This window comes from Candidatus Nucleicultrix amoebiphila FS5, assembly GCF_002117145.1.
Classification (GTDB): Bacteria; Pseudomonadota; Alphaproteobacteria; order Caedimonadales; family Nucleicultricaceae; genus Nucleicultrix; species Nucleicultrix amoebiphila.
Genome location: NZ_CP008743.1, coordinates 668,950 through 686,654, shown reverse-complemented (window position 1 = coordinate 686,654; position 17,705 = coordinate 668,950). Strand labels below are relative to the sequence as shown.

Below are 17,705 nucleotides of genomic sequence, written 5' to 3'. Positions count from 1 at the left end.
AGTCCCCCTCATCTTGAAAAAATCGATAAAATTTTATCTGCAGAAAGAATTTGTTTGGCTGCATACAAAGAACATGAAAAGCGTGTTTGATTTTCAATTAACTTCACATAGCTTTCATAAGGATCTGCCTCGGCAATATTTGCGATAGAGCTCTTTAAATATTTTTGACTATCTTGATATTCCTTTGTGGTTGTATTTAGTGTGAGACGTTTAGTTCCTACTTGATCCAAAAGTCCAGAAGCCTCCTTCATGGATTGACCGGCATATGTAAGAGCTTCTTGTAAAAGTTTATAGTCGTTTGAATTTGGGTCTGGGGTGGGTTGTGCTGTAGAGCAAATTTTTAAAGCATGAAGGATATCAGCAAAAGCGTCTTCACTAGCGAGAACATCATAAGAAAGTTCTGTGCTATCTGATAAAGGTACAGATCGTGAAATTAGATCTGGCTGTGTATATATCTTACTCGAAGGGGCACCGAGAGAGTAGGGACCTATTAGACTTACATCTACAGGTTGCTTATCAGTCCTCTCTCCACCGAAGAGATATAAATTTTCGGAATCTTTGGCGTTTAAGATATTTTGCATCTCAGCCAAACAATTTTTTGCATAATCATTAAGCCCTTTATCAATAGCTGTTGGATTGAGAGCCCCAGTGATACGTGTGCGTACCTCTGTTATTAAATCTATTACTTGATTAATTCGTGATTCGACCATCTCTAATCGGCCGTCGACTGTTGAAATCGACGAAATATAACTATTATCTTTAACTTGTTGATTGAGAAGATTCTGCAATGCTTGTGCTTGTGAAGATATATCGCTGTATAACTCAGCTTTTCTTCCTGAAGACATTTTATTTAAGGCTTGTGTCACATCCTTTTGATTTTTTGCAATAAGTGTTTGAGTATTGCTAAGGTTTGATTGTTCTGAAACACGATAGATGTTTAGGCTTGCGGTCATTTTGCTTCTGATCCTCCTATTTAATATCTAAAAGAGCGCTCATCATTTCACGCGCCGTTTTGACGATTTGTGTGGACATGCTGTAAAGAAATTGGTTTTGCAACATATCAGTAATTTCTTCAGAGAAGTTAACGCCACTTTGAGCGCCAATCTCTCCCATCATTTGTTGTTTAATTCCATTTTGCATTTCAAGATCGTCATAAGTATTTTTTGCAATTTGAGAATTTGTTGCAATGATAGAGCCTGCAAAATCAATTAGAGATTGCGTTCTGGCAGGAATGTTTGGACTAGCGTTGATTGGAATACTCTGATTAAGCTTTAAAGACATAGCAGAAATAATTTCACCATCACCAGCCTTAATTGCTTCAGTAGGGAGGGGGATTGCAATGCTCTGATTTAATTTGCCGCGTGCTAACAGTCCATTATTAGTCAAAAGATCAGAGCGCACTTGAAGCAATTGAGACAGACCAGTAATGCTAGGGTTACCATCGTTTGTAACGCGGGTTCCTGTTTTAAAGAATGCATTTAAATCAAAGAAATCACTAATATGTTGTCCGGTAGTATTTTCAATAGCGTCTGCTTCATTAACTCGTGGAATTGAAACAAGAGCAATCCCATAATTACCATTATTGGGAGAGTTATTATTAATGGCTAAATTGAGCAAGGAATTACCTGCGCCATCAGGCTGCCATGTAGCATCAACGTTATTTAAACCTGCAACAAGTGCAGTCCTAAAGTTATCCATAGTCACGACTCCCATAGCTGTTAGATCTATGACTTGTTGCTCTACAAAACTTCCGTTCGTATTATCAATGACGGCAATTCTCAGTTGGCCTGTTCCTTGAAAATTTGTTGTAAGCGGAGTGGGAATAGCTCTGTTACCTTGCATGACTCGTTGGCCGGTTATGCCAGTACCGCGATTGTGGAGTGCATTCATCTGATCTCTTAGATTCACTGTGAGTGTATCTAGATTTGCTTGTAGATTTGGCAAGTCAACATCTCGAAGAGAAATAAGACCAGCAAGCTCTCCACTCGTGATTTCCATAGTAACATCAGCACCATTAAATTGAATAGGAGGAATACCTCCAGGATATACAGTTGATGCAGTGATAGCTCCTGTAGGAACGTAGGTGAATGTACGGGCTGTTGCTGCGCTGTCAACTATCGTGCGCATGTTTTCTGTGTAAATAAAGATTGCTCCATTGTCTTGTTCAGCGCTGATAATATTAAGTTTTTCCGCAAGAGCGTTAATAGCAACTTGCCTTTTATCTTCAAGGTCTGTGCAGTCAAGTTTGTTTACTTTATCTTGAACAATACGATGGTTGAGTTGATGAATTTCTGAAATGGCTGCATTTGCTTCATTAATCGAAAAAGCAATTTGTTGATCAGCTTGACTGCGATTAGCTTGAATAAAATTTGCAAATTGGTTTATTTTTCCCGCAACTAACGTTGCATTGTTAATAGTATCAATAGCTTTTGAGGGAGAGTTAGGGCTCGTAGCTAAAGTTGACATACTTTGGCTAAGCTGGGACATGTATTCGCCAAGTGATCCTCCTGTGCCTGGCTGTCCGATTTGCTGCTCAATGTTTTTTAAGTAAGACGATTTAACATTCAAATATTCTACATCGCTTGTTTGGCTTTGTAGGTTCGCCACGCGAACTTCATCAACCATACGTTGTGGAGCACCAGCAATAACGCCACCGCCTTCTGTAGTGACAAGAGTTGAAATTTTACGGGTATAACCTTCTGTATTCGCATTAGCAATATTTTTAGCTGTGATGCTGTTTCTTGCACCAGAAGCAATGATACCTTCTAACCCTCTGCGGAGTGCTGATGTTATGCCTGAACCTGTAATGACGTCTACCATAATTCCTCGACTTAGTTTTTACAAAGACTGATCAAACGTTAATGATGATGTAATCGTAGCCATCAATGGAACTGTTCTGTCAGCTTTTGTTCCACGAGCTGTGTAACTATTTGTTAATCGAGCAGAACGATTCATTGCTTCATGAAGTTTTTTTAAGAACTTTTGACTCGTGATATTAAGACGTTCAAGTCTGATTTCATTTTCTTCAGCCAAGAGTGTGAGACTGAGTGTTTTTTTGTGAAGGTTATCTTTTTCCATAGGTGGTAATGCTTGGATAAAACGCCGATTATCGACGATCCAAGTTTTTAATCTTATATAGCGATAGACAAGGTCTTCTTTTTGAATACTCAATTTAGATACTTCAGGCCCTTGAAAATCCTTTAAAAGTTGATTTTCTAATGTTAAAAAATCAATAAGCTGGTCTGTAACTTCATGAAACATTTCAAGATTCATATCTTTTCTCCATTAGATTCAAAGGGGAAGAAGTTTCTTGTAGGTGTAAAATTTGTCGTTCAATGGCACCGGTTAGGTCACGTGCAGCACCAGATTCAGCAAGCTTTTCTCCCAGGATTTCATTAAAGAAAGAACGTACCATTTGCTCACCAAATCCTCCCAAAGGTTCATCCTCTTTGAGACATTCATTCACAACTTGAGAAAAGAACACCCCAGCCAGTTTTTCAGCTGTTTGTTTTGCTTGTGCTGAGTTGCCTCCCATTGCTAAAAGAGGGATGGGATTATTTTTAAAATCTGTGTTAACCATTGCTACCATTTTACATAACCTCTATTTCTGCTTGAAGGGCTCCAGCTGCTTTAATAGCTCGTAGAATGGTAATAAGATCTCGAGGGCTTACCCCGAGAGCATTTAGGCCATCTACAAGATTTTGTAGACTAATACTTTCTTTAACAATTGCGATTTTGTTGCCTTTTCCTTCGTCCACTTCTATTTTGGTTCTTGGTACAACTTGCGTTGATCCTGCACTTGAAAAAGGATTAGGTTGAGATACTTGAGGAGTTTCGGTAATTTTAATTGTTAAGTTTCCTTGAGCGATGGCTACCGTTGATATAGTTACATTTTCACCAATGACGATCACACCATTTTGCTCATCTATCACAATTTTTGCAGGTTGATCTGTTTTAACTTTGAGTTGCTCAATTTCAGATAAAAAATCAAGAACGTTGTTTTGATAATTTGTAGGAATAGAAAGTTCTATTGTATTTGGATCGGCTGCTTTGGCTACAGAATTTCCCATAACGCGATTAATTTCACGTGCTATTCTTTTAGCCGTTGCGAGATCAGGATTCTTGAGAGATATATTCATGGATTTAAGGCTTGCTAAGGAAAATCCAATCTCTCTTTCGACAATTGCTCCATTTGCGATGCGTCCACTTGTTGGTACTCCCTTTGTAACTGAAGATCCAGCAGCGTCACCTCCTCCAACGCTTGATTTAGCTCCTTCTGCAGAATATCCTCCTATTGCTACTGCTCCTTGAGCAACAGCATAGACGTTCCCATCAGCACCAACTAATGGGGTTACAAGGAGCATTCCTCCGGCAAGACTTTTAGCGTTACCGAGAGCAGAAACTGAAATATCAATTTTACCACCATGTCGTGCAAAGGCTGGAAGACTGCCTGTAACCATCACTGCAGCTACGTTTTTACCTTTAATGTCTTTATTGCGGATATTAACCCCAAGGCGCTCTAACATGCTGGTTAAGGTTTCACTTGTGAATGGAGAAGACTTGGGATCATCTCCTGTCCCATTGAGACCGACAACTAAACCATAACCTACAAGTTGGTTCTCTCTAATACCTTCAAAATTTACAATATCTTTAATACGTTGATTTGCTGTGCTTTGTGACGCAAAGAAAAATGACCCTATTATTAGAGCCCACCATATTAGAGCGATAGATTGTAAAGATCTTTTGTTCACTACTACATCCTTATCCACATTAAAAACTACTGATATTCATGCGAAATTCGTGCCAGGTGCTTCAAAGAAAATTAAAGGCCTGAGTTTATTGAAAATAATTACACTAGGATTTTAGAGGAAAACGATTAGAATATGGTGCGTAAAAAAGAGACGATAATAATAAGGCTTCATAATGGTAAAAATAGAAACGCAGTATCCTTTGAGACCCATCACTGCGGCTAGGTCAAAAAAAACTCAAGCAAAAGGAGGATTTTCGGAAAAGATTGCCGACTCTGGGGAAACTGTGTCCACTACGCCAGCAGAAGTATCGTCTGTGCAAGTACCGGCAGGTGTCTTTCAAATTCAAGAAGTCACTGATTTGCTAACATCTCGAAAGCAGGCTTTTCAACATGGAGAAGAATTATTAAATGGCCTCGATCGTTTACGTATGGCTCTTCTCGAGGGATCTTTGTCTGAAAACGTTTTAAAAAACCTTGTAGAGACTCTACAACTAAGACAAACTGTTGTTGAAGATTCACAGCTTGAAGAAGTTCTTAAAGAAATTGAGCAACGTGTCCAAATCGAACTGACTAAAATAGAAATGATGCAAACTAAGAAAGTAGGCTTGTAAGAGTCTTACCTATCTTATAAAATATAAGCATATGGATTTATTTATAATTAATGGAGTTATCTATGAAGACAAAAACTGGGCACAGTGCAAAGGAGAGCGGTAAAAAGGCGGATGATACCATCTTGCTTTCTCCTGATTATGTACCCTCAGAGAATGAAGCTTATATGAATCCCAAACAGTTGGAATATTTTAGACAAAAGTTATTGCGTTGGAGAAGTGAACTGCTCAAAGATTCTTTAGAAACGATTCATAATTTACAGGAAGAAACTCATAATGAACCTGACATAGCAGATCGTGCGTCTGCTGAGACGGATCGTGCTCTTGAATTAAGAACACGCGACCGTGAACGTAAACTGATCAATAAAATTGATGAAGCATTAAGACGTATAGACGACGGCTCTTATGGTTTTTGTGAAGAAACTGGTGATCCTATTGGGATTGCACGCTTAGAAGCTCGCCCTATTGCAACCTTGAGCGTTGAAGCGCAAGAACGTCATGAAAAGCAAGAGAGAATTCAACGCGAAGAATAATACAACACGTTGAATTCTGAGCAGATTAAAATGGTGACAAAACGTTGATAACTTGCTGACCTACAGGAATATTTTGGAAGTCAGTAAGGTCTCCACGACCACCATACCCAATACGCGCTTCAGCCATTTTGATATAATCAATTGTATTGTCGGAAAGAATATCTTCTGGACGTACAATGCCTGTTAATCTTAACTCTCTGACCTCGTTATTTACGCGCATTTCCTGGTTGCCAACAATAATAAAATTTCCGTTGGGCAATATCTGTGTCACGGTTGCTGGAATAACCAGATTAATCTTCTCACTACGTTTAATGATTCCATTTGCAGTATGGTCTGGGGCACTGGTTACTCCAATAAGCTTGCTTGGGTTAATGGTGTTTGGAAAGAGATTAGAAAACTGACTTTCAAATCCAAGGAAATTACCTGCTGCAACGCTAGAGTCAGTTTTGCGTAAAAAGGTAGAGTTATCTTTGACCACAGCGCTATCATCCATAGCAACTTTTACCGTTAGAATATCTCCTATTCCTTTTGCACGCTGATCTTTAAAGAAACCTTGAGCTCCAGGTTGCCAAAGAGAATTAACTTTTTTTTCCGCTAAAATCGGCATTGGCATAGGCATGGTCACGGGTTGATAATTTCTTGAAGATACAGGATTTTGAATTTGAGAAAGAGAAGGTTTATCACCTACCTCATGAAGACGATCGAGCGTGCGACAACCATCTAAAATGATCACTGTGCTACTCAGTAATAATGCCTTAAAAATGGTTTTCTTCATAGTTTGTTGCTCCTATTGCAGACTTGGCACGTCAACGGCTACCTGATTAATTCCAGTGACCGTGGTCTTAATTACTTGGTTTGAATCAAGGTTACTTACACGTACAATCGACCCAGTAGTGCCATCTTCAAGTGCTTTGCCTTTTGTTTGTAAGAGCATGTGCGGAGTTTGTACTGTGATGGTGACCATGGCGCCTTTCTTAATCACATTGTTTTTTGTGAGTTGTTGAAGTTTGATGGGGTTATCAGCTTGTAAAGAGCTTGCTTTTACAAGATTTCCAACGACTTCATCGTGACTTGCCGCCATAGTACGATTCACTAAATGGATTGGCATTTTTTTCCATCCTAGGTCTTTTTGTTCAATGATTTCTCCGGATTGCAAATTTTTTGTTAAGACTGGCACATCGACAAGAGCAATTAACTTGCCAGTTATGGAGATAGTAGTGTTATAGTCATCATTAAAGACCATCTCTGCCTTAAATCTATTACCTAAATCATTAACTTGTAAATTCTTGATAGAAAAATCTGCTTGCGGCAGGTTCTTGTTTAACCTTAATACTGCGGGATCTAGATCTATTTTAAACTCTTGAGTGGTATATTCAGCCATTTCCTTAAGCACTTTTTCTATAGTCTCTTTCGTGGGAAAGAGAGTTGCTTGTTGGTTAACTCCAGGTTTGTAATGTGTCTTTTGAAAATAGTCATTCAGCGACGGAGCTTTTGGTGTTTCGTAACCTAGCGCTATTGCTGAGAAGTTTAATGATAATGCAAAAGGCAGCATAATTCTTAGTGCTTTAAACATTATTAGCTCCCAATTTTATCGATCATATGAAGAATTTCTTCAGCAGTTTTTGCCGACTTAGTATTCATTTCGAATCCACGCTGTGCTTTAATAAGATTGGTAACAGCATAAATAGCGTTCACATTTGACCCTTCAATATAGTTTTGTATGATTTTACCAGCACCATTCGTATCAGGTGCGCTTTGTGTGGGAGTCCCAGAAGCGAGTGTTTCAATTAAGAGGTTGCCGGCTAAAGATTCTAACCCACCTGGATTGGTAAAGAGCACTAATTGCATGTCTCCAATCTTTTGTGGTATGGCATCAGCAGCCGTTTTAGAAAAAACCTCTCCATTACTATTAATGTCAACTGTAGAACCAGCAGGTACTGTGATTCCTGGAAATACTGTGTATCCATCTTGCGTCACAATGGTACCATCTGGGCTTGTCGTAAATGAACCATCTCTTGTATAGGCAATGCTTCCTGAAGGAAGTTCGATTTGAAAATATCCTTCTCCTTGAATAGCCATATGATATTGATTTTCAGTGGGTACTAACTGCCCTTGTTCTTGTATAGATATAATGCCTTTGGGTTGTACTCCTAACCCAATTTGAATGCCTGAAGGTACAATAGTTCCTGAGGAGGAAGAGGTTGAGCCAACACGTTTTTGAGACTCAGAAAACATTGTGGAAAATACTGTTAACTTACGTTTATAAGCTGTAGTATTAGCGTTTGCTAAATCGTTTGCAATTTGATCAAGCATAAGTTGCTGAGCACTCATGCCTGTAGCGGCTGTATTCAAAGCGCGTAGACTCATTTTTTTTCTCCCTTAAGCAGCTGGTGCAACTGTTATCATTTTTTGAACTTCTTCCATGGCCAGTGTATTTTGCGTATCAATGATTTTTTGCGTCATTTGGAAGAGACGATTCAGCATAATCAATTTATTGGTTTCTGAGATTCCATCAACGTTTGATCCAACTATATAACCTTGAGCTATAGAGATATCATTCGCAAGAGTTGGCTCTTGATTAGAAACATAAAGAGTACCTTCTGTTCTAGTAATATCGTAAGGGTTATCGAAATTGAATACGCCAACCGTATCAATTGGTCCACTAGTGTTAGCGATAGTCCCATCTGGGCTTACTGTAATATTTTTATCACCAACAGGAATAGCAATCGGCGTTCCTCCTGCGTTTAATACAGGATATTGACCATCAACCGTCACTAATTGCCCTTCGGCATCAAGAGTAAAAGCGCCATTTTTTGTATATCGACGACCATTGGGGGTCTCAACAGAAAACCAGCCTCTTCCCATATTTCCCAGATGAAATATATCTCCAGTATACTCAAGAGGACCTGGATTCATATTTTTAACAGTTGCAACATCCTCAACAAAAGCAACCTGTCCGTCAGAGGTGAGATATTGGCTAAACACCATATCTTCTTGTAAAGCGCCAGGGGTATTAATTTGAGCTAGATTATCAGCAGTGACCTCCAGTGCATTTAAAAGAGCTTTTTGGAGGGATAGGCCAACTACAGCAAAGGTATCCATTTTTATCTCCTATTAAAACATGTTGAAAATAATATGCATGGATTGTGCCAAGTGCTGATTTACCTTTTTGCTATTCAAATTGTAACTTTATGTTAAACTTTTATGAATAAAGGTCATGATAATAAAAAATAAAATGACATGAATGTAAAAGAAAAGAAGTTCATGACCATGAGAGGGAGTAAAGATGGATTCCGCTGTTCAAGAAGAAATAAAAACTATTGAAGTTGATAAATCAGATAGTATTTCTGGGGAAGGTTCTGCAAAAAAAGATAAGGGCATTTTAAAAATTGCAATTTTTGCTGGAGTGTCGCTTTTTTTAATTTCAGGCTCTATAGGAGGAACACTTTTTTTTACAGGTTTTTTCTCTCATAAAGCTACCTCCGAAGAAACTGCAGCTGAGAAAAACAAACCAGTAGCTATAGATCTTTCTAAAATCGCTTTTTATGCTATGCCTGAAATGCTAGTGAACTTGACTCGTCAAGGCAAGAAGGCCTCATTTTTGCGGATGGTGGTCAAACTTGAGTTAACTAATGGTGAAGAAGTGAAGACGCTTGATGCTTTAAAACCACGAATTATTGATCAATTTCAGTCTTATTTGCGCGAGTTAAGAGTTGAAGATGTTGAGGGATCAAGTGGCCTTCAAAGGTTACGCGAAGAGCTTTTAAAACGTGTCAATCAAGTGGTGGCACCAATCAAAGTGCACGATATTCTTTTTGAGACATTATTGGTTCAGTAGGAGAAACGAATGAATTTAACCGTTATTTTGGACTTTCTCATTACAGCTTTGTTAATTGCTACTATTGGCTATGCATTTTTGCTGAATAGACGTCTTATGGTCCTTTATAAAAGTCGAGAGGATTTGCAAAATTTTATTAAAAACTTTTCAGCATCACTCTTAAAAGCAGAAGCAGGGGTGAAAGAACTCAAAGAAACAGGACGAAATCTTTTTGCATCTATTGAAGATCAAACAAAGAACACTAAGACTCTGAAAGATGACTTAGTGTTCTTAATTGAGAGAGGTGAAGACATCGCGAAGCGATTAGATGAGCTTATCTCGAAATCAAGACCTATTTTTAAATCTGAGCAAAAAATAGAAGCTGTTAAAACTTTACCAAAAGCAGATGAAGATGATCAGAATCAACCTGTGATTCTGAAAACTTTAAAAAAGATAAGGTAGAATGCCCTATGATAAAGAAGCTAAAACCAAACCTTTCTTTAATAAATCTTATAAAACCTCTCACTGATAAAGTTTTGCATGCTAGAATTAGAGTGCTTCCTATCGTTATTTTTACATGTTGTATGCTGTTGACAGTGAAATTAAACTTATTGAGAGAGCATTTTGAAGTTTCATCATCAGTTATCGGAATATCAACTGTTGTTGCAGAGGAAGAAAAGCTTGCTGCATCGGAAGTAAAACCAGAAACTAGAGATGAAGAAGATAAGGGAAAGCCAGGAAAACCATCGCAAAAAGAGGGAAGTACTGAAATTTCAGCAAAAAATGATCCTCAACAAGAAAAAGATAAAAATAGTATGATTTCTGCAAAAGCAGAAGGGAGTAAAAAGGATAATGAGCCTCCTTCAACAAAGATCAGTGATTTAGATCCAAGTAAACTTTCATCTGAAAAATATAGTTTACTAAAGCAAGCGTCAGAATCAGATCAAGTCGCTAAAACAGATGAAACTGCTAAGGTGAAAGAAACTGCTCTAGAAGCTGTAGAAAGCCGTATTAAAAAACGTCTGGCCGAAATGGGCGAAGATAAAAAAACTCTAGAAAATTATTTAAAGAAAACTGATGAAAAGCGTGATGAACAATTAGTGAGACTTGTCAAAATGGCTGAAAATATGGATGCTAAGCAAGCGGCCAAAATTCTGGAAGGGGTTGAATTTCCTATTCTTTTAGACTTGATGGAAAAAATTAAAGAGGCAAAAGGGTCGGCGATTTTGTCTAAAATGGACCCAGAAAAAGCGAGCTTTTTGATGAGTGAGTTGGCCAAGCGTGGTAAAACCTTGAACAAGGACAAGGCATAAACTTGTTAATACTACGATATCTCTCTATCGTTTTTTTTGTTTTGTTATTGACCACACGTCTAGTGGCAAGTTGTGAAGAAGAGCTCAATAAGGCCGAGAGTCAATGCAAAAAATCAACTCATTATAATGATCATTGTGGCTGCCTTAAAACCGAGATGGATAAATGCAAAGCCCATCAAAAATATAATGGATATTGTTGGCAAAATGAACAAAGTAACCACATTGTGCATTGTCAGCGTGATAGACTAGCTAACTTAGCTAATTGCAAACTACCAGGACAAATTCGTGGTCATTCTTGTAGTTGCATTGAAGATCAATACAACAAATGCGTCCTAGGAAAACCCAATGACATGTCTTGCTGGAAAAGCAAAAAAAACCGTTAATCAAGAATTCTTTACTTTAATGTACAGCCAAGGCCACCATCACCTGCAATACCGATGAGTGATCTTAATCCTTCGGATTTTCTAGTTTCTAGAAGGGCTGTTTTACCAGCAGTAATTTTACAGGTTGCAGGTAATGGGTTAACAACCTTTTTTGATTGTTTCCAAGCAGCTGCAGGGTCTTTATAAGCCACTATAATAGTGCCTACGGGCAAATTAAGTGACTCTCCTGGAGTGAGCGTTGTTGCCATACCTATCAATTCACAGCCTGAGCTGGTAATCGTGCTTCTTACTCCTTGTTGAATGGCACTGGATAATTTATCCCAAAAATCGCCTTTAGTTTTTTCAAAAGATTTTTGTATGCCGCCAACAACATTATCAAGTTCTCTGCTCTTGATACCGCAAGTGGCAGTTCCTTTAGATACTTCAACTACGATTGGATACTTGCTTCCTGACTTAACATATTCAGCGTGCACAATCGTAGGCACTGAGAGTGTACTTATAAGTAAAAAAGCTGATATTTTTTTAATCATTCTACTGCTCCTTTATGTTTTAACCAATAAAACGATATATTTTGATCTTATCATTATAAAGTAAAGATAGGGTTAAGTTTGATATGGATAAGAGAACAATTTTCTTGAACTGAAGAGTTTTTGAAGGATATGGTGTGTCCATGACAATTTTAGCTTTTGAAACAGCAAATTTTGGGGCCTCTGTTGCCTTAAGCAACGCGCAGAAAATTCTCGCTTGCGATGAAACGCTTGAAGAGCGAGGACAGGATGGGTCTCTTATCCCAACAATTTTGTCAATTATGCATAAAAGTAATGTAAACTTTCAGGATTTAAGAGCAATTATCACCACGACGGGACCTGGATCATTTACAGGGTTACGTGTTGGATTGACTGTTGCCAAAGGTTTTTCGTTTTGTTTAAGGGTTCCTGTTCTGGGTATTTCATCATTGGAATGGGTTGCTTTTTCCGTCTTCAGAAAATATGGACCTTTACCATCTAAGTTATTGATTGTACTAGAATCAAGACGTGAGGATCTATTTGTACAACTTTTTGATTCGCATGCTCAAGTAATCAAAAAAGCAGTTAATATAAAAAAATCTGATCTTGATCAATATTTAGAAGGAGAGAAAGTACTTTTTGCTGGTAATGGAGCTCATCATTGGGCTCAAAATTCTGAAGTAATGCTCAATATTCACCCCCATGCTCTGGATTTAGCTTTTCAGGCGGAAAAAATTTTGGAAACGCAAACGACACAAAATTATCCCCTCTCAGCATTTTATTTAAGATCAGCTGATGTTACCCTTGCTTCCATCAAATAATACTCAAAAGGTACAAATAAAACTTTTAAATCTAATTGATCTTCATAGCCTGGATGATGATGCATGTTTTTCAGGATGGTCAAAATTTGCTCTTCTTGAACATTATCAACAAACTGGTGCGCTTGGATTTGTGGCAATGATGGATAAACAACTCATCGGACTTATATTTGCACGTATCGTCCTTGATGAGTCAGAGATTTTAACTTTTGAAGTTAAAGAGGTCTATCGAGAGCAAGGTGTAGGAAAGAGATTGTTACAAAACCTTTTAAATGAAATCAAACGAAGAGGAGCCAGAAAAATTTTTTTAGAGGTCAATGAGACAAAATTTAAAGCTATCAGACTCTATATAGATTCTGGTTTTTCAGTCATTTCTAAAAGACATAATTACTATTCTTCTTCATTAGGACAAAAGATTAATGCTTTGGTTTTAGAGTACACAGTGAATTGAAAAAATAAAATTTTATAAAATTCCTCTTGATTAATTATGCTATATATTTTAGTAAATCAACTATGACAATTAAGTGATTAATTCAATGTAATTTTTAGTGCCTGGGAAGTAAAATTATAAATAATACGATTGTTTTAAAGTATTAACTTACAGAAAGAGAGAGAAGATTATGACGAGCACAGAATCAAATAGCAATCATGAGGCTATAAATTTGGAAGTGTTGGCAATGACATCAGATATCGTTGCGGCACACGTTGCCAATAATAACGTTGATATCAACGATTTGCCACGTTTGATTAAGCAAGTGCACAGCGTATTAGCAGAACTTTCTGGCAAAGGCGGCTTACGTGCTGATCGTCCAGAACCAGCAGTACCTGTAAAGAAATCAATACATGATGATTATATCATCTGCTTGGAAGATGGTAAGAAATTAAAAATGTTAAAGCGTCATTTGAAAACGGCTTACAACATGACACCAGAGCAATATCGCGAGCGTTGGGGGCTTTCCTCAGATTATCCAATGGTTGCTCCAAACTATGCAAAGCAACGTAGTCACTTGGCAGTAAAGATTGGTCTAGGTCGTAAGCGCAAAGACTCACGTGCAATGGCGGCTTAATTACTAAGTATGAGCTTTTTAAAAATCGACAGGACTTATGATGATAGTCCTGTCGATTTTTTTATGGCTTAATTTCTGAATTTTCGTTGAAGATGTGAAATGCGTCACGTTATATTGACAACACATTTTAAATCAAAAGGATATGGTCTTGAGTAAACGTTTGTATATTAAGACTTATGGTTGTCAGATGAATGTCTATGATTCTGAGAAAATGGAGGCATTGCTTAAGCCTTTAGGCTATGCTGTCACAGACGCTCCTGAATCAGCAGATATGGTTATTCTAAATACATGTCATATTCGTGAAAAAGCTACAGAAAAAGCATATTCTGATATGGGGAGGATGAGAGAATTAAAGAACGAACGTCAAGCTCTTGGCAAAGATATGATTATTGCTGTTGCTGGATGTACAGCTCAGGCTGAAGGAGAGCAAATACTTAATCGTGCACCATATGTAGATATGGTTTTTGGTCCACAATCCTATCATCTGTTACCTGAAATGCTTGCAAAAGCAACACGTTCGGTTGAAAAAGGAAAAGGTCCTGGATGTGGCGTTCTTGAAGTTGATTTTCCCGAGGTCCCAAAATTTGATTTTTTGCCTGAGCCGACTGAAATCTCAGGACCAAGCACTTTTCTCGCTATACAAGAAGGATGTGATAAATTTTGTCACTTCTGTTGTGTTCCTTATACGAGAGGAGCTGAGTATTCCCGGCCAGTTCAAGATATTTTCAAAGAAGCCAAAGCATTGGTTGTTAAAGGTGCTCGTGAAATCACCCTTTTAGGGCAGAATGTGAATGCTTATCATGGAGAGGCACCTTCGAACAAAGGTGAATGGGGGTTAGGGGAGCTATCTCGGTATTTAGCTGAAATTGAAGGACTTGAGAGGATTCGCTACATGACTTCTCATCCAAGGGATGTTGATGAAGCTCTGATTCAAGCACATCGAGATGTTCCTCAATTGATGCCTTTTCTTCATTTGCCTGTACAGTCTGGATCAGATGTAATTTTGAAAGCTATGAATCGCCGTCATACGTCTCAATTTTATCTTGATATTATTGCTAAGTTTCGTTCTGTGCGTCCTGATATAGCGTTTTCCTCGGATTTTATTGTAGGTTATCCAGGAGAGACTGATCAAGATTTTGAAGCGACACTTGATCTTGTGCGTCAAGTGAACTTTGCACAAGCTTATTCATTTAAATATAGCCCTCGTCCTGGAACACCTGCTGCAGCGCTTGAGAATCAAATTGATGAAAAATTAAAATCAGAGCGTTTACAAATACTTCAAGATCTTTTGAGGGAACAACAAGCTCACTTCAATCGTAATATGATTGGGAAAAAGTTAGCTATTTTACTGGAAAAAGTTGGTCGACATCAAGGCCAGCTGATTGGTCGTAGCCCTTTTCTCCAATCTGTGCACATAAAGGCGCCTGCACAACTTCTTGGAGAGATTGTAGAAGTTGAAATTACTTCTGGAGAAACAAATAGCCTTGCAGCTAAACTTATAGCAACATAAGAAGAAGCGTCAATTCCATTAGAGGGGTGTGCCAATGGGTGATAAGGGAGAGAGCTCAATAGAGTTAGAATTCGATGATAATAGATTGCTTTCTCAGCTCTTTGGGGATCGAGATCGTTTTTTAAGACATATAGAAAACACTTTGCATGTTTCTATTGCTGTAAGAGGAAATCGTTTCCTCATGAGTGGATCAGTAAAAGATACAGCTGCAGCTTCTACTGCTTTAAGCAGTCTTTACGAAAGATTAAAAAAAGGGAATACGATAGGCTTGGCTGAAGTTGATGCAGCTTTGCGTATGGCAACCTCTACAGTTTTAAAAAATGATGATAGAAGTAACGGTTATAATAGCGTTGAAGTAGCTATTCCAACACGTCGTCGAGTTGTTTCTCCTCGTACTTCTCATCAAGCTGATTACATCCATATGTTGCATTCAAAAGATTTAGTATTTGCTTTGGGGCCAGCTGGAACAGGAAAAACTTATTTAGCGGTAGCAACAGCAGTATCTATGTTATTTGCAGGTAAGGTGAATCGCATCATACTCTCACGCCCTGCTGTTGAAGCAGGAGAAAGATTAGGTTTTTTGCCTGGCGACATACGTGAAAAAGTCGATCCTTATTTACGCCCTCTTTACGATGCTCTTTTTGATATGATTCCTTCAGAACAAGTACAAAAAAGATTTGCAAGTGGTGAAATTGAAGTAGCTCCTCTTGCTTTTATGAGGGGGCGCACATTATCCAAAGCCTTTGTTATTTTGGACGAAGCTCAAAACACGACCCATGCACAGATGAAGATGTTTTTAACTCGTCTTGGGGAAGATTCAAGAATGGTTGTAACTGGAGATTTAACTCAGATAGATCTGCCAGTTGGAGTTGACTCAGGACTGAAAGAAGCATTGCATGTTTTAGCTGATGTTCCCTCAATTGGCTTTCAATATTTTGATAAGGGTGACGTGGTTAGACATCATGTAGTTACAAGAATTATTGAAGCGTATGAAAAATATGAGAGTGCCGACCCTCATCGATCTCAAAAGAAAAGTAAATGAACTCATCAAATCAACAGAATGAAAATATAGTAATAGATATTGCCTGTGACGATGAAAAATGGTCAGTGGTTATTAATGATTATGAAGCTATTATTCAATCACGCATTCGATGTGTGTTAGAACAAGTAGTGCCTTGGTTAAAAAATGTTGAAGTAAGCGTGTATCTTACTAATAATGTTAATGTTCAGCGTCTTAATAAAGATTACCGTCATAAAGATCATCCAACAAATGTTTTATCTTTTGGGGTGCTTAATCGACCCTTGAAAGCAGGCGATCTTAAAAATTCTAAAGAACCATTTTTTTTAGGAGATGTTGTTTTAAGTTATGGTGTTATTCAGCAAGAGGCTCTAGAGCAGAACAAAAACATACTGGATCATCTAAGTCATTTATTGGTGCACGGAGTTCTCCATCTTTTGGGATATGACCATGAAGATAGAGAAGACGCAGAAAATATGGAAAACCTTGAAATTGATATTTTAAAAAAATTCAGTATAAAAAATCCTTATGAGTGCCGTGGGGAGGTCACCATATGATAAAAAAAATTCAGAAATTTCTAAAAAGCTTGAATCCAAAGAATATTGCAGCTGAGGTGCACGCAATTAAGCCTGAGGAAAGTGTCGAAAAAGAGCTTTCTTTAAGCGATGCAGAAAGAAATTTTTTAAATATTCTGCGAGAAGTTAAAACTATGACTGTGGCTGATTGTATGGTCCCTAGAGTAGATATTATTGCACTTTCTGTCTCAACCAATGAAGAAGAAACAATCAAAATTATTGCTCAAAAGCCTTTTCGCTTTTATCCCGTTTACACAAAAGCTTTAGATGATGCTATGGGGTTTGTTTCAATGACAGACGTTGTAAAGTCAATTTATGAAAAGACTTACGACCTCAGAAGCCTTACGCAAGAAATTCTATATGTTCCAAATTCTATGCGTCTTTTTGATTTGTTTATGCATATGCGCGTAAGTGGCATCCCCATTTCTCTTGTAGTAGATGAACATGGCGGAATTGATGGACTAATTACTGTAGCGGATATCACCCGTGAGATTATTGGTGAAGGTGAAGAAGATGAACTTGCCGAAAATACTCCTCACGTTGTGAAGCTTCAAGACGGAACTTTAGTGGTTGATGCACGATTGCATCTTGATGAATTTGAAGAGCAATTTGGTTCTTTTTTAACCACTGAAGAAAGAGAAGAAGATCTTGATACTGTTGGAGGACTGGTGATTTATTTAGCTGGTCGTGTTCCCGATTACAAAGAAATCATTCAACACTCAAGTGGTGTTGAGTTTGAAATTCTAGAAGCAACTCCAAGACGTGTTCTCAGAGTTAAAGTTCGAGGTAAAGCTGAGGAAGTGTAAA

General features: G+C 38.0%; 22 protein-coding genes. 12 read left to right on the top strand and 10 right to left on the bottom strand.

What is annotated here, in order from left to right; all coding sequences use genetic code 11:
* Nucleotides 1–8 precede the first annotated feature (8 nt).
* Genes GQ61_RS03305 through GQ61_RS03285 form a run of 5 tightly spaced genes read right to left on the bottom strand, consistent with a single transcriptional unit; the run spans nucleotide 9 to nucleotide 4,751 of the window.
* Entirely contained in the window at nucleotides 9–953 is a 945-nt protein-coding gene (locus GQ61_RS03305) for a flagellin N-terminal helical domain-containing protein (protein ID WP_085783951.1), read from the bottom strand.
* 16 nt (nucleotides 954–969) lie between these two features.
* Complete coding sequence (flgK, locus tag GQ61_RS03300) at nucleotides 970–2,820, bottom strand: flagellar hook-associated protein FlgK (protein ID WP_085783950.1); 1,851 nt, start codon at nucleotides 2,818–2,820, stop codon at nucleotides 970–972.
* Between the two features lie 18 nt (nucleotides 2,821–2,838).
* A complete protein-coding gene (locus tag GQ61_RS03295; protein ID WP_085783949.1) occupies nucleotides 2,839–3,273 on the bottom strand; it encodes a hypothetical protein in 435 nt (144 codons plus the stop codon).
* A complete protein-coding gene (locus GQ61_RS03290; RefSeq protein ID WP_085783948.1) occupies nucleotides 3,263–3,589 on the bottom strand; it encodes a hypothetical protein in 327 nt (108 codons plus the stop codon). The genes GQ61_RS03295 and GQ61_RS03290 overlap by 11 nt, the downstream gene beginning before the upstream one ends.
* Before the next feature lies 1 nt (nucleotide 3,590).
* The gene (locus GQ61_RS03285; protein ID WP_085783947.1) at nucleotides 3,591–4,751 is read right to left on the bottom strand and encodes a flagellar basal body P-ring protein FlgI; all 1,161 of its coding nucleotides are present in this window, start codon (nucleotides 4,749–4,751) and stop codon (nucleotides 3,591–3,593) included.
* 172 nt (nucleotides 4,752–4,923) lie between these two features.
* On the opposite strand from GQ61_RS03285, the gene GQ61_RS03280 reads away from it, so the two are divergent.
* Both GQ61_RS03280 and dksA read left to right on the top strand, forming a co-directional pair.
* Nucleotides 4,924–5,361, top strand: coding sequence for a flagellar assembly protein FliX (locus tag GQ61_RS03280; protein WP_085783946.1), 438 nt, complete (start codon nucleotides 4,924–4,926; stop codon nucleotides 5,359–5,361).
* Between the two features lie 164 nt (nucleotides 5,362–5,525).
* Nucleotides 5,526–5,891 (top strand): RNA polymerase-binding protein DksA, encoded by a 366-nt coding sequence (gene dksA / locus GQ61_RS03275; protein ID WP_232317346.1) that lies wholly within the window; start codon nucleotides 5,526–5,528, stop codon nucleotides 5,889–5,891.
* A gap of 25 nt (nucleotides 5,892–5,916) precedes the next feature.
* Here dksA and flgH read toward each other — a convergent pair whose 3' ends face one another.
* The 4 genes from flgH to GQ61_RS03255 are packed head-to-tail and all read right to left on the bottom strand — an operon-like array spanning nucleotide 5,917 to nucleotide 8,993.
* Complete coding sequence (flgH, locus tag GQ61_RS03270) at nucleotides 5,917–6,666, bottom strand: flagellar basal body L-ring protein FlgH (RefSeq protein ID WP_085783944.1); 750 nt, start codon at nucleotides 6,664–6,666, stop codon at nucleotides 5,917–5,919.
* A 12-nt stretch (nucleotides 6,667–6,678) separates the two neighbouring features.
* Entirely contained in the window at nucleotides 6,679–7,464 is a 786-nt protein-coding gene (gene flgA / locus GQ61_RS03265; protein WP_085783943.1) for a flagellar basal body P-ring formation chaperone FlgA, read from the bottom strand.
* A gap of 2 nt (nucleotides 7,465–7,466) precedes the next feature.
* The gene (flgG, locus tag GQ61_RS03260; protein ID WP_085783942.1) at nucleotides 7,467–8,258 is read right to left on the bottom strand and encodes a flagellar basal-body rod protein FlgG; all 792 of its coding nucleotides are present in this window, start codon (nucleotides 8,256–8,258) and stop codon (nucleotides 7,467–7,469) included.
* A gap of 12 nt (nucleotides 8,259–8,270) precedes the next feature.
* Complete coding sequence (locus GQ61_RS03255; protein ID WP_085783941.1) at nucleotides 8,271–8,993, bottom strand: flagellar hook-basal body complex protein; 723 nt, start codon at nucleotides 8,991–8,993, stop codon at nucleotides 8,271–8,273.
* Nucleotides 8,994–9,177: 184 nt separating this feature from the next.
* Here GQ61_RS03255 and GQ61_RS03250 point away from each other — a divergent pair, with 184 nt between their 5' ends.
* The 3 genes from GQ61_RS03250 to GQ61_RS03240 are packed head-to-tail and all read left to right on the top strand — an operon-like array spanning nucleotide 9,178 to nucleotide 11,021.
* On the top strand, nucleotides 9,178–9,729 hold the full coding sequence (locus GQ61_RS03250) for a flagellar basal body-associated FliL family protein (RefSeq protein WP_085783940.1): 552 nt from the start codon (nucleotides 9,178–9,180) through the stop codon (nucleotides 9,727–9,729).
* Between the two features lie 9 nt (nucleotides 9,730–9,738).
* Nucleotides 9,739–10,170: a DUF6468 domain-containing protein gene (locus GQ61_RS03245; RefSeq protein ID WP_085783939.1), complete on the top strand. Its 432-nt coding sequence runs from the start codon at nucleotides 9,739–9,741 to the stop codon at nucleotides 10,168–10,170.
* A gap of 8 nt (nucleotides 10,171–10,178) precedes the next feature.
* Complete coding sequence (locus tag GQ61_RS03240) at nucleotides 10,179–11,021, top strand: MotE family protein (protein ID WP_085783938.1); 843 nt, start codon at nucleotides 10,179–10,181, stop codon at nucleotides 11,019–11,021.
* 394 nt (nucleotides 11,022–11,415) lie between these two features.
* On the opposite strand, the gene GQ61_RS03235 is transcribed toward GQ61_RS03240, so the two are convergent.
* Nucleotides 11,416–11,934 carry a hypothetical protein gene (locus GQ61_RS03235; protein ID WP_085783937.1) on the bottom strand — a complete coding sequence of 173 codons (519 nt, stop codon included), beginning with the start codon at nucleotides 11,932–11,934 and terminating at the stop codon, nucleotides 11,416–11,418.
* A 140-nt stretch (nucleotides 11,935–12,074) separates the two neighbouring features.
* Here GQ61_RS03235 and tsaB point away from each other — a divergent pair, with 140 nt between their 5' ends.
* From tsaB to GQ61_RS03200, 7 genes are all read left to right on the top strand, one after another.
* On the top strand, nucleotides 12,075–12,731 hold the full coding sequence (gene tsaB / locus GQ61_RS03230; protein ID WP_085783936.1) for a tRNA (adenosine(37)-N6)-threonylcarbamoyltransferase complex dimerization subunit type 1 TsaB: 657 nt from the start codon (nucleotides 12,075–12,077) through the stop codon (nucleotides 12,729–12,731).
* A complete protein-coding gene (locus GQ61_RS03225) occupies nucleotides 12,706–13,179 on the top strand; it encodes a GNAT family N-acetyltransferase (RefSeq protein WP_085783935.1) in 474 nt (157 codons plus the stop codon). The genes tsaB and GQ61_RS03225 overlap by 26 nt, the downstream gene beginning before the upstream one ends.
* 169 nt (nucleotides 13,180–13,348) lie before the next feature.
* Complete coding sequence (locus GQ61_RS03220; RefSeq protein WP_085783933.1) at nucleotides 13,349–13,795, top strand: Ros/MucR family transcriptional regulator; 447 nt, start codon at nucleotides 13,349–13,351, stop codon at nucleotides 13,793–13,795.
* A gap of 142 nt (nucleotides 13,796–13,937) precedes the next feature.
* Nucleotides 13,938–15,305, top strand: coding sequence for a tRNA (N6-isopentenyl adenosine(37)-C2)-methylthiotransferase MiaB (gene miaB / locus GQ61_RS03215; protein WP_085783931.1), 1,368 nt, complete (start codon nucleotides 13,938–13,940; stop codon nucleotides 15,303–15,305).
* A gap of 34 nt (nucleotides 15,306–15,339) precedes the next feature.
* Complete coding sequence (locus GQ61_RS03210) at nucleotides 15,340–16,347, top strand: PhoH family protein (RefSeq protein ID WP_085783930.1); 1,008 nt, start codon at nucleotides 15,340–15,342, stop codon at nucleotides 16,345–16,347.
* Complete coding sequence (gene ybeY, locus GQ61_RS03205) at nucleotides 16,344–16,880, top strand: rRNA maturation RNase YbeY (RefSeq protein WP_085783929.1); 537 nt, start codon at nucleotides 16,344–16,346, stop codon at nucleotides 16,878–16,880. Before GQ61_RS03210 ends, ybeY begins: the two co-directional genes overlap by 4 nt.
* Nucleotides 16,877–17,704 carry a transporter associated domain-containing protein gene (locus GQ61_RS03200; protein ID WP_085783928.1) on the top strand — a complete coding sequence of 276 codons (828 nt, stop codon included), beginning with the start codon at nucleotides 16,877–16,879 and terminating at the stop codon, nucleotides 17,702–17,704. The genes ybeY and GQ61_RS03200 overlap by 4 nt, the downstream gene beginning before the upstream one ends.
* Nucleotide 17,705: the final 1 nt, after the last annotated feature.

Excerpts from the sequence above, each read along its gene's own strand:
- GQ61_RS03255 (WP_085783941.1), bottom strand. The coding sequence starts at position 8,993 with ATGGATACCTTTGCTGTAGTTGGCCTATCCCTCCAAAAAGCTCTTTTA.
- flgG (WP_085783942.1), bottom strand. The coding sequence starts at position 8,258 with ATGAGTCTACGCGCTTTGAATACAGCCGCTACAGGCATGAGTGCTCAG.
- GQ61_RS03200 (WP_085783928.1), top strand. The coding sequence starts at position 16,877 with ATGATAAAAAAAATTCAGAAATTTCTAAAAAGCTTGAATCCAAAGAAT.
- dksA (WP_232317346.1), top strand. The coding sequence starts at position 5,526 with ATGAATCCCAAACAGTTGGAATATTTTAGACAAAAGTTATTGCGTTGG.
- GQ61_RS03295 (WP_085783949.1), bottom strand. The coding sequence starts at position 3,273 with ATGAATCTTGAAATGTTTCATGAAGTTACAGACCAGCTTATTGATTTT.
- GQ61_RS03240 (WP_085783938.1), top strand. The coding sequence starts at position 10,179 with ATGATAAAGAAGCTAAAACCAAACCTTTCTTTAATAAATCTTATAAAA.
- ybeY (WP_085783929.1), top strand. The coding sequence starts at position 16,344 with ATGAACTCATCAAATCAACAGAATGAAAATATAGTAATAGATATTGCC.
- flgA (WP_085783943.1), bottom strand. The coding sequence starts at position 7,464 with ATGTTTAAAGCACTAAGAATTATGCTGCCTTTTGCATTATCATTAAAC.
- GQ61_RS03225 (WP_085783935.1), top strand. The coding sequence starts at position 12,706 with ATGTTACCCTTGCTTCCATCAAATAATACTCAAAAGGTACAAATAAAA.
- flgH (WP_085783944.1), bottom strand. The coding sequence starts at position 6,666 with ATGAAGAAAACCATTTTTAAGGCATTATTACTGAGTAGCACAGTGATC.
- GQ61_RS03235 (WP_085783937.1), bottom strand. The coding sequence starts at position 11,934 with ATGATTAAAAAAATATCAGCTTTTTTACTTATAAGTACACTCTCAGTG.
- GQ61_RS03280 (WP_085783946.1), top strand. The coding sequence starts at position 4,924 with ATGGTAAAAATAGAAACGCAGTATCCTTTGAGACCCATCACTGCGGCT.
- miaB (WP_085783931.1), top strand. The coding sequence starts at position 13,938 with ATGGTCTTGAGTAAACGTTTGTATATTAAGACTTATGGTTGTCAGATG.
- GQ61_RS03220 (WP_085783933.1), top strand. The coding sequence starts at position 13,349 with ATGACGAGCACAGAATCAAATAGCAATCATGAGGCTATAAATTTGGAA.
- tsaB (WP_085783936.1), top strand. The coding sequence starts at position 12,075 with ATGACAATTTTAGCTTTTGAAACAGCAAATTTTGGGGCCTCTGTTGCC.
- GQ61_RS03245 (WP_085783939.1), top strand. The coding sequence starts at position 9,739 with ATGAATTTAACCGTTATTTTGGACTTTCTCATTACAGCTTTGTTAATT.
- GQ61_RS03290 (WP_085783948.1), bottom strand. The coding sequence starts at position 3,589 with ATGGTAGCAATGGTTAACACAGATTTTAAAAATAATCCCATCCCTCTT.
- flgK (WP_085783950.1), bottom strand. The coding sequence starts at position 2,820 with ATGGTAGACGTCATTACAGGTTCAGGCATAACATCAGCACTCCGCAGA.
- GQ61_RS03305 (WP_085783951.1), bottom strand. The coding sequence starts at position 953 with ATGACCGCAAGCCTAAACATCTATCGTGTTTCAGAACAATCAAACCTT.
- GQ61_RS03210 (WP_085783930.1), top strand. The coding sequence starts at position 15,340 with ATGGGTGATAAGGGAGAGAGCTCAATAGAGTTAGAATTCGATGATAAT.
- GQ61_RS03250 (WP_085783940.1), top strand. The coding sequence starts at position 9,178 with ATGGATTCCGCTGTTCAAGAAGAAATAAAAACTATTGAAGTTGATAAA.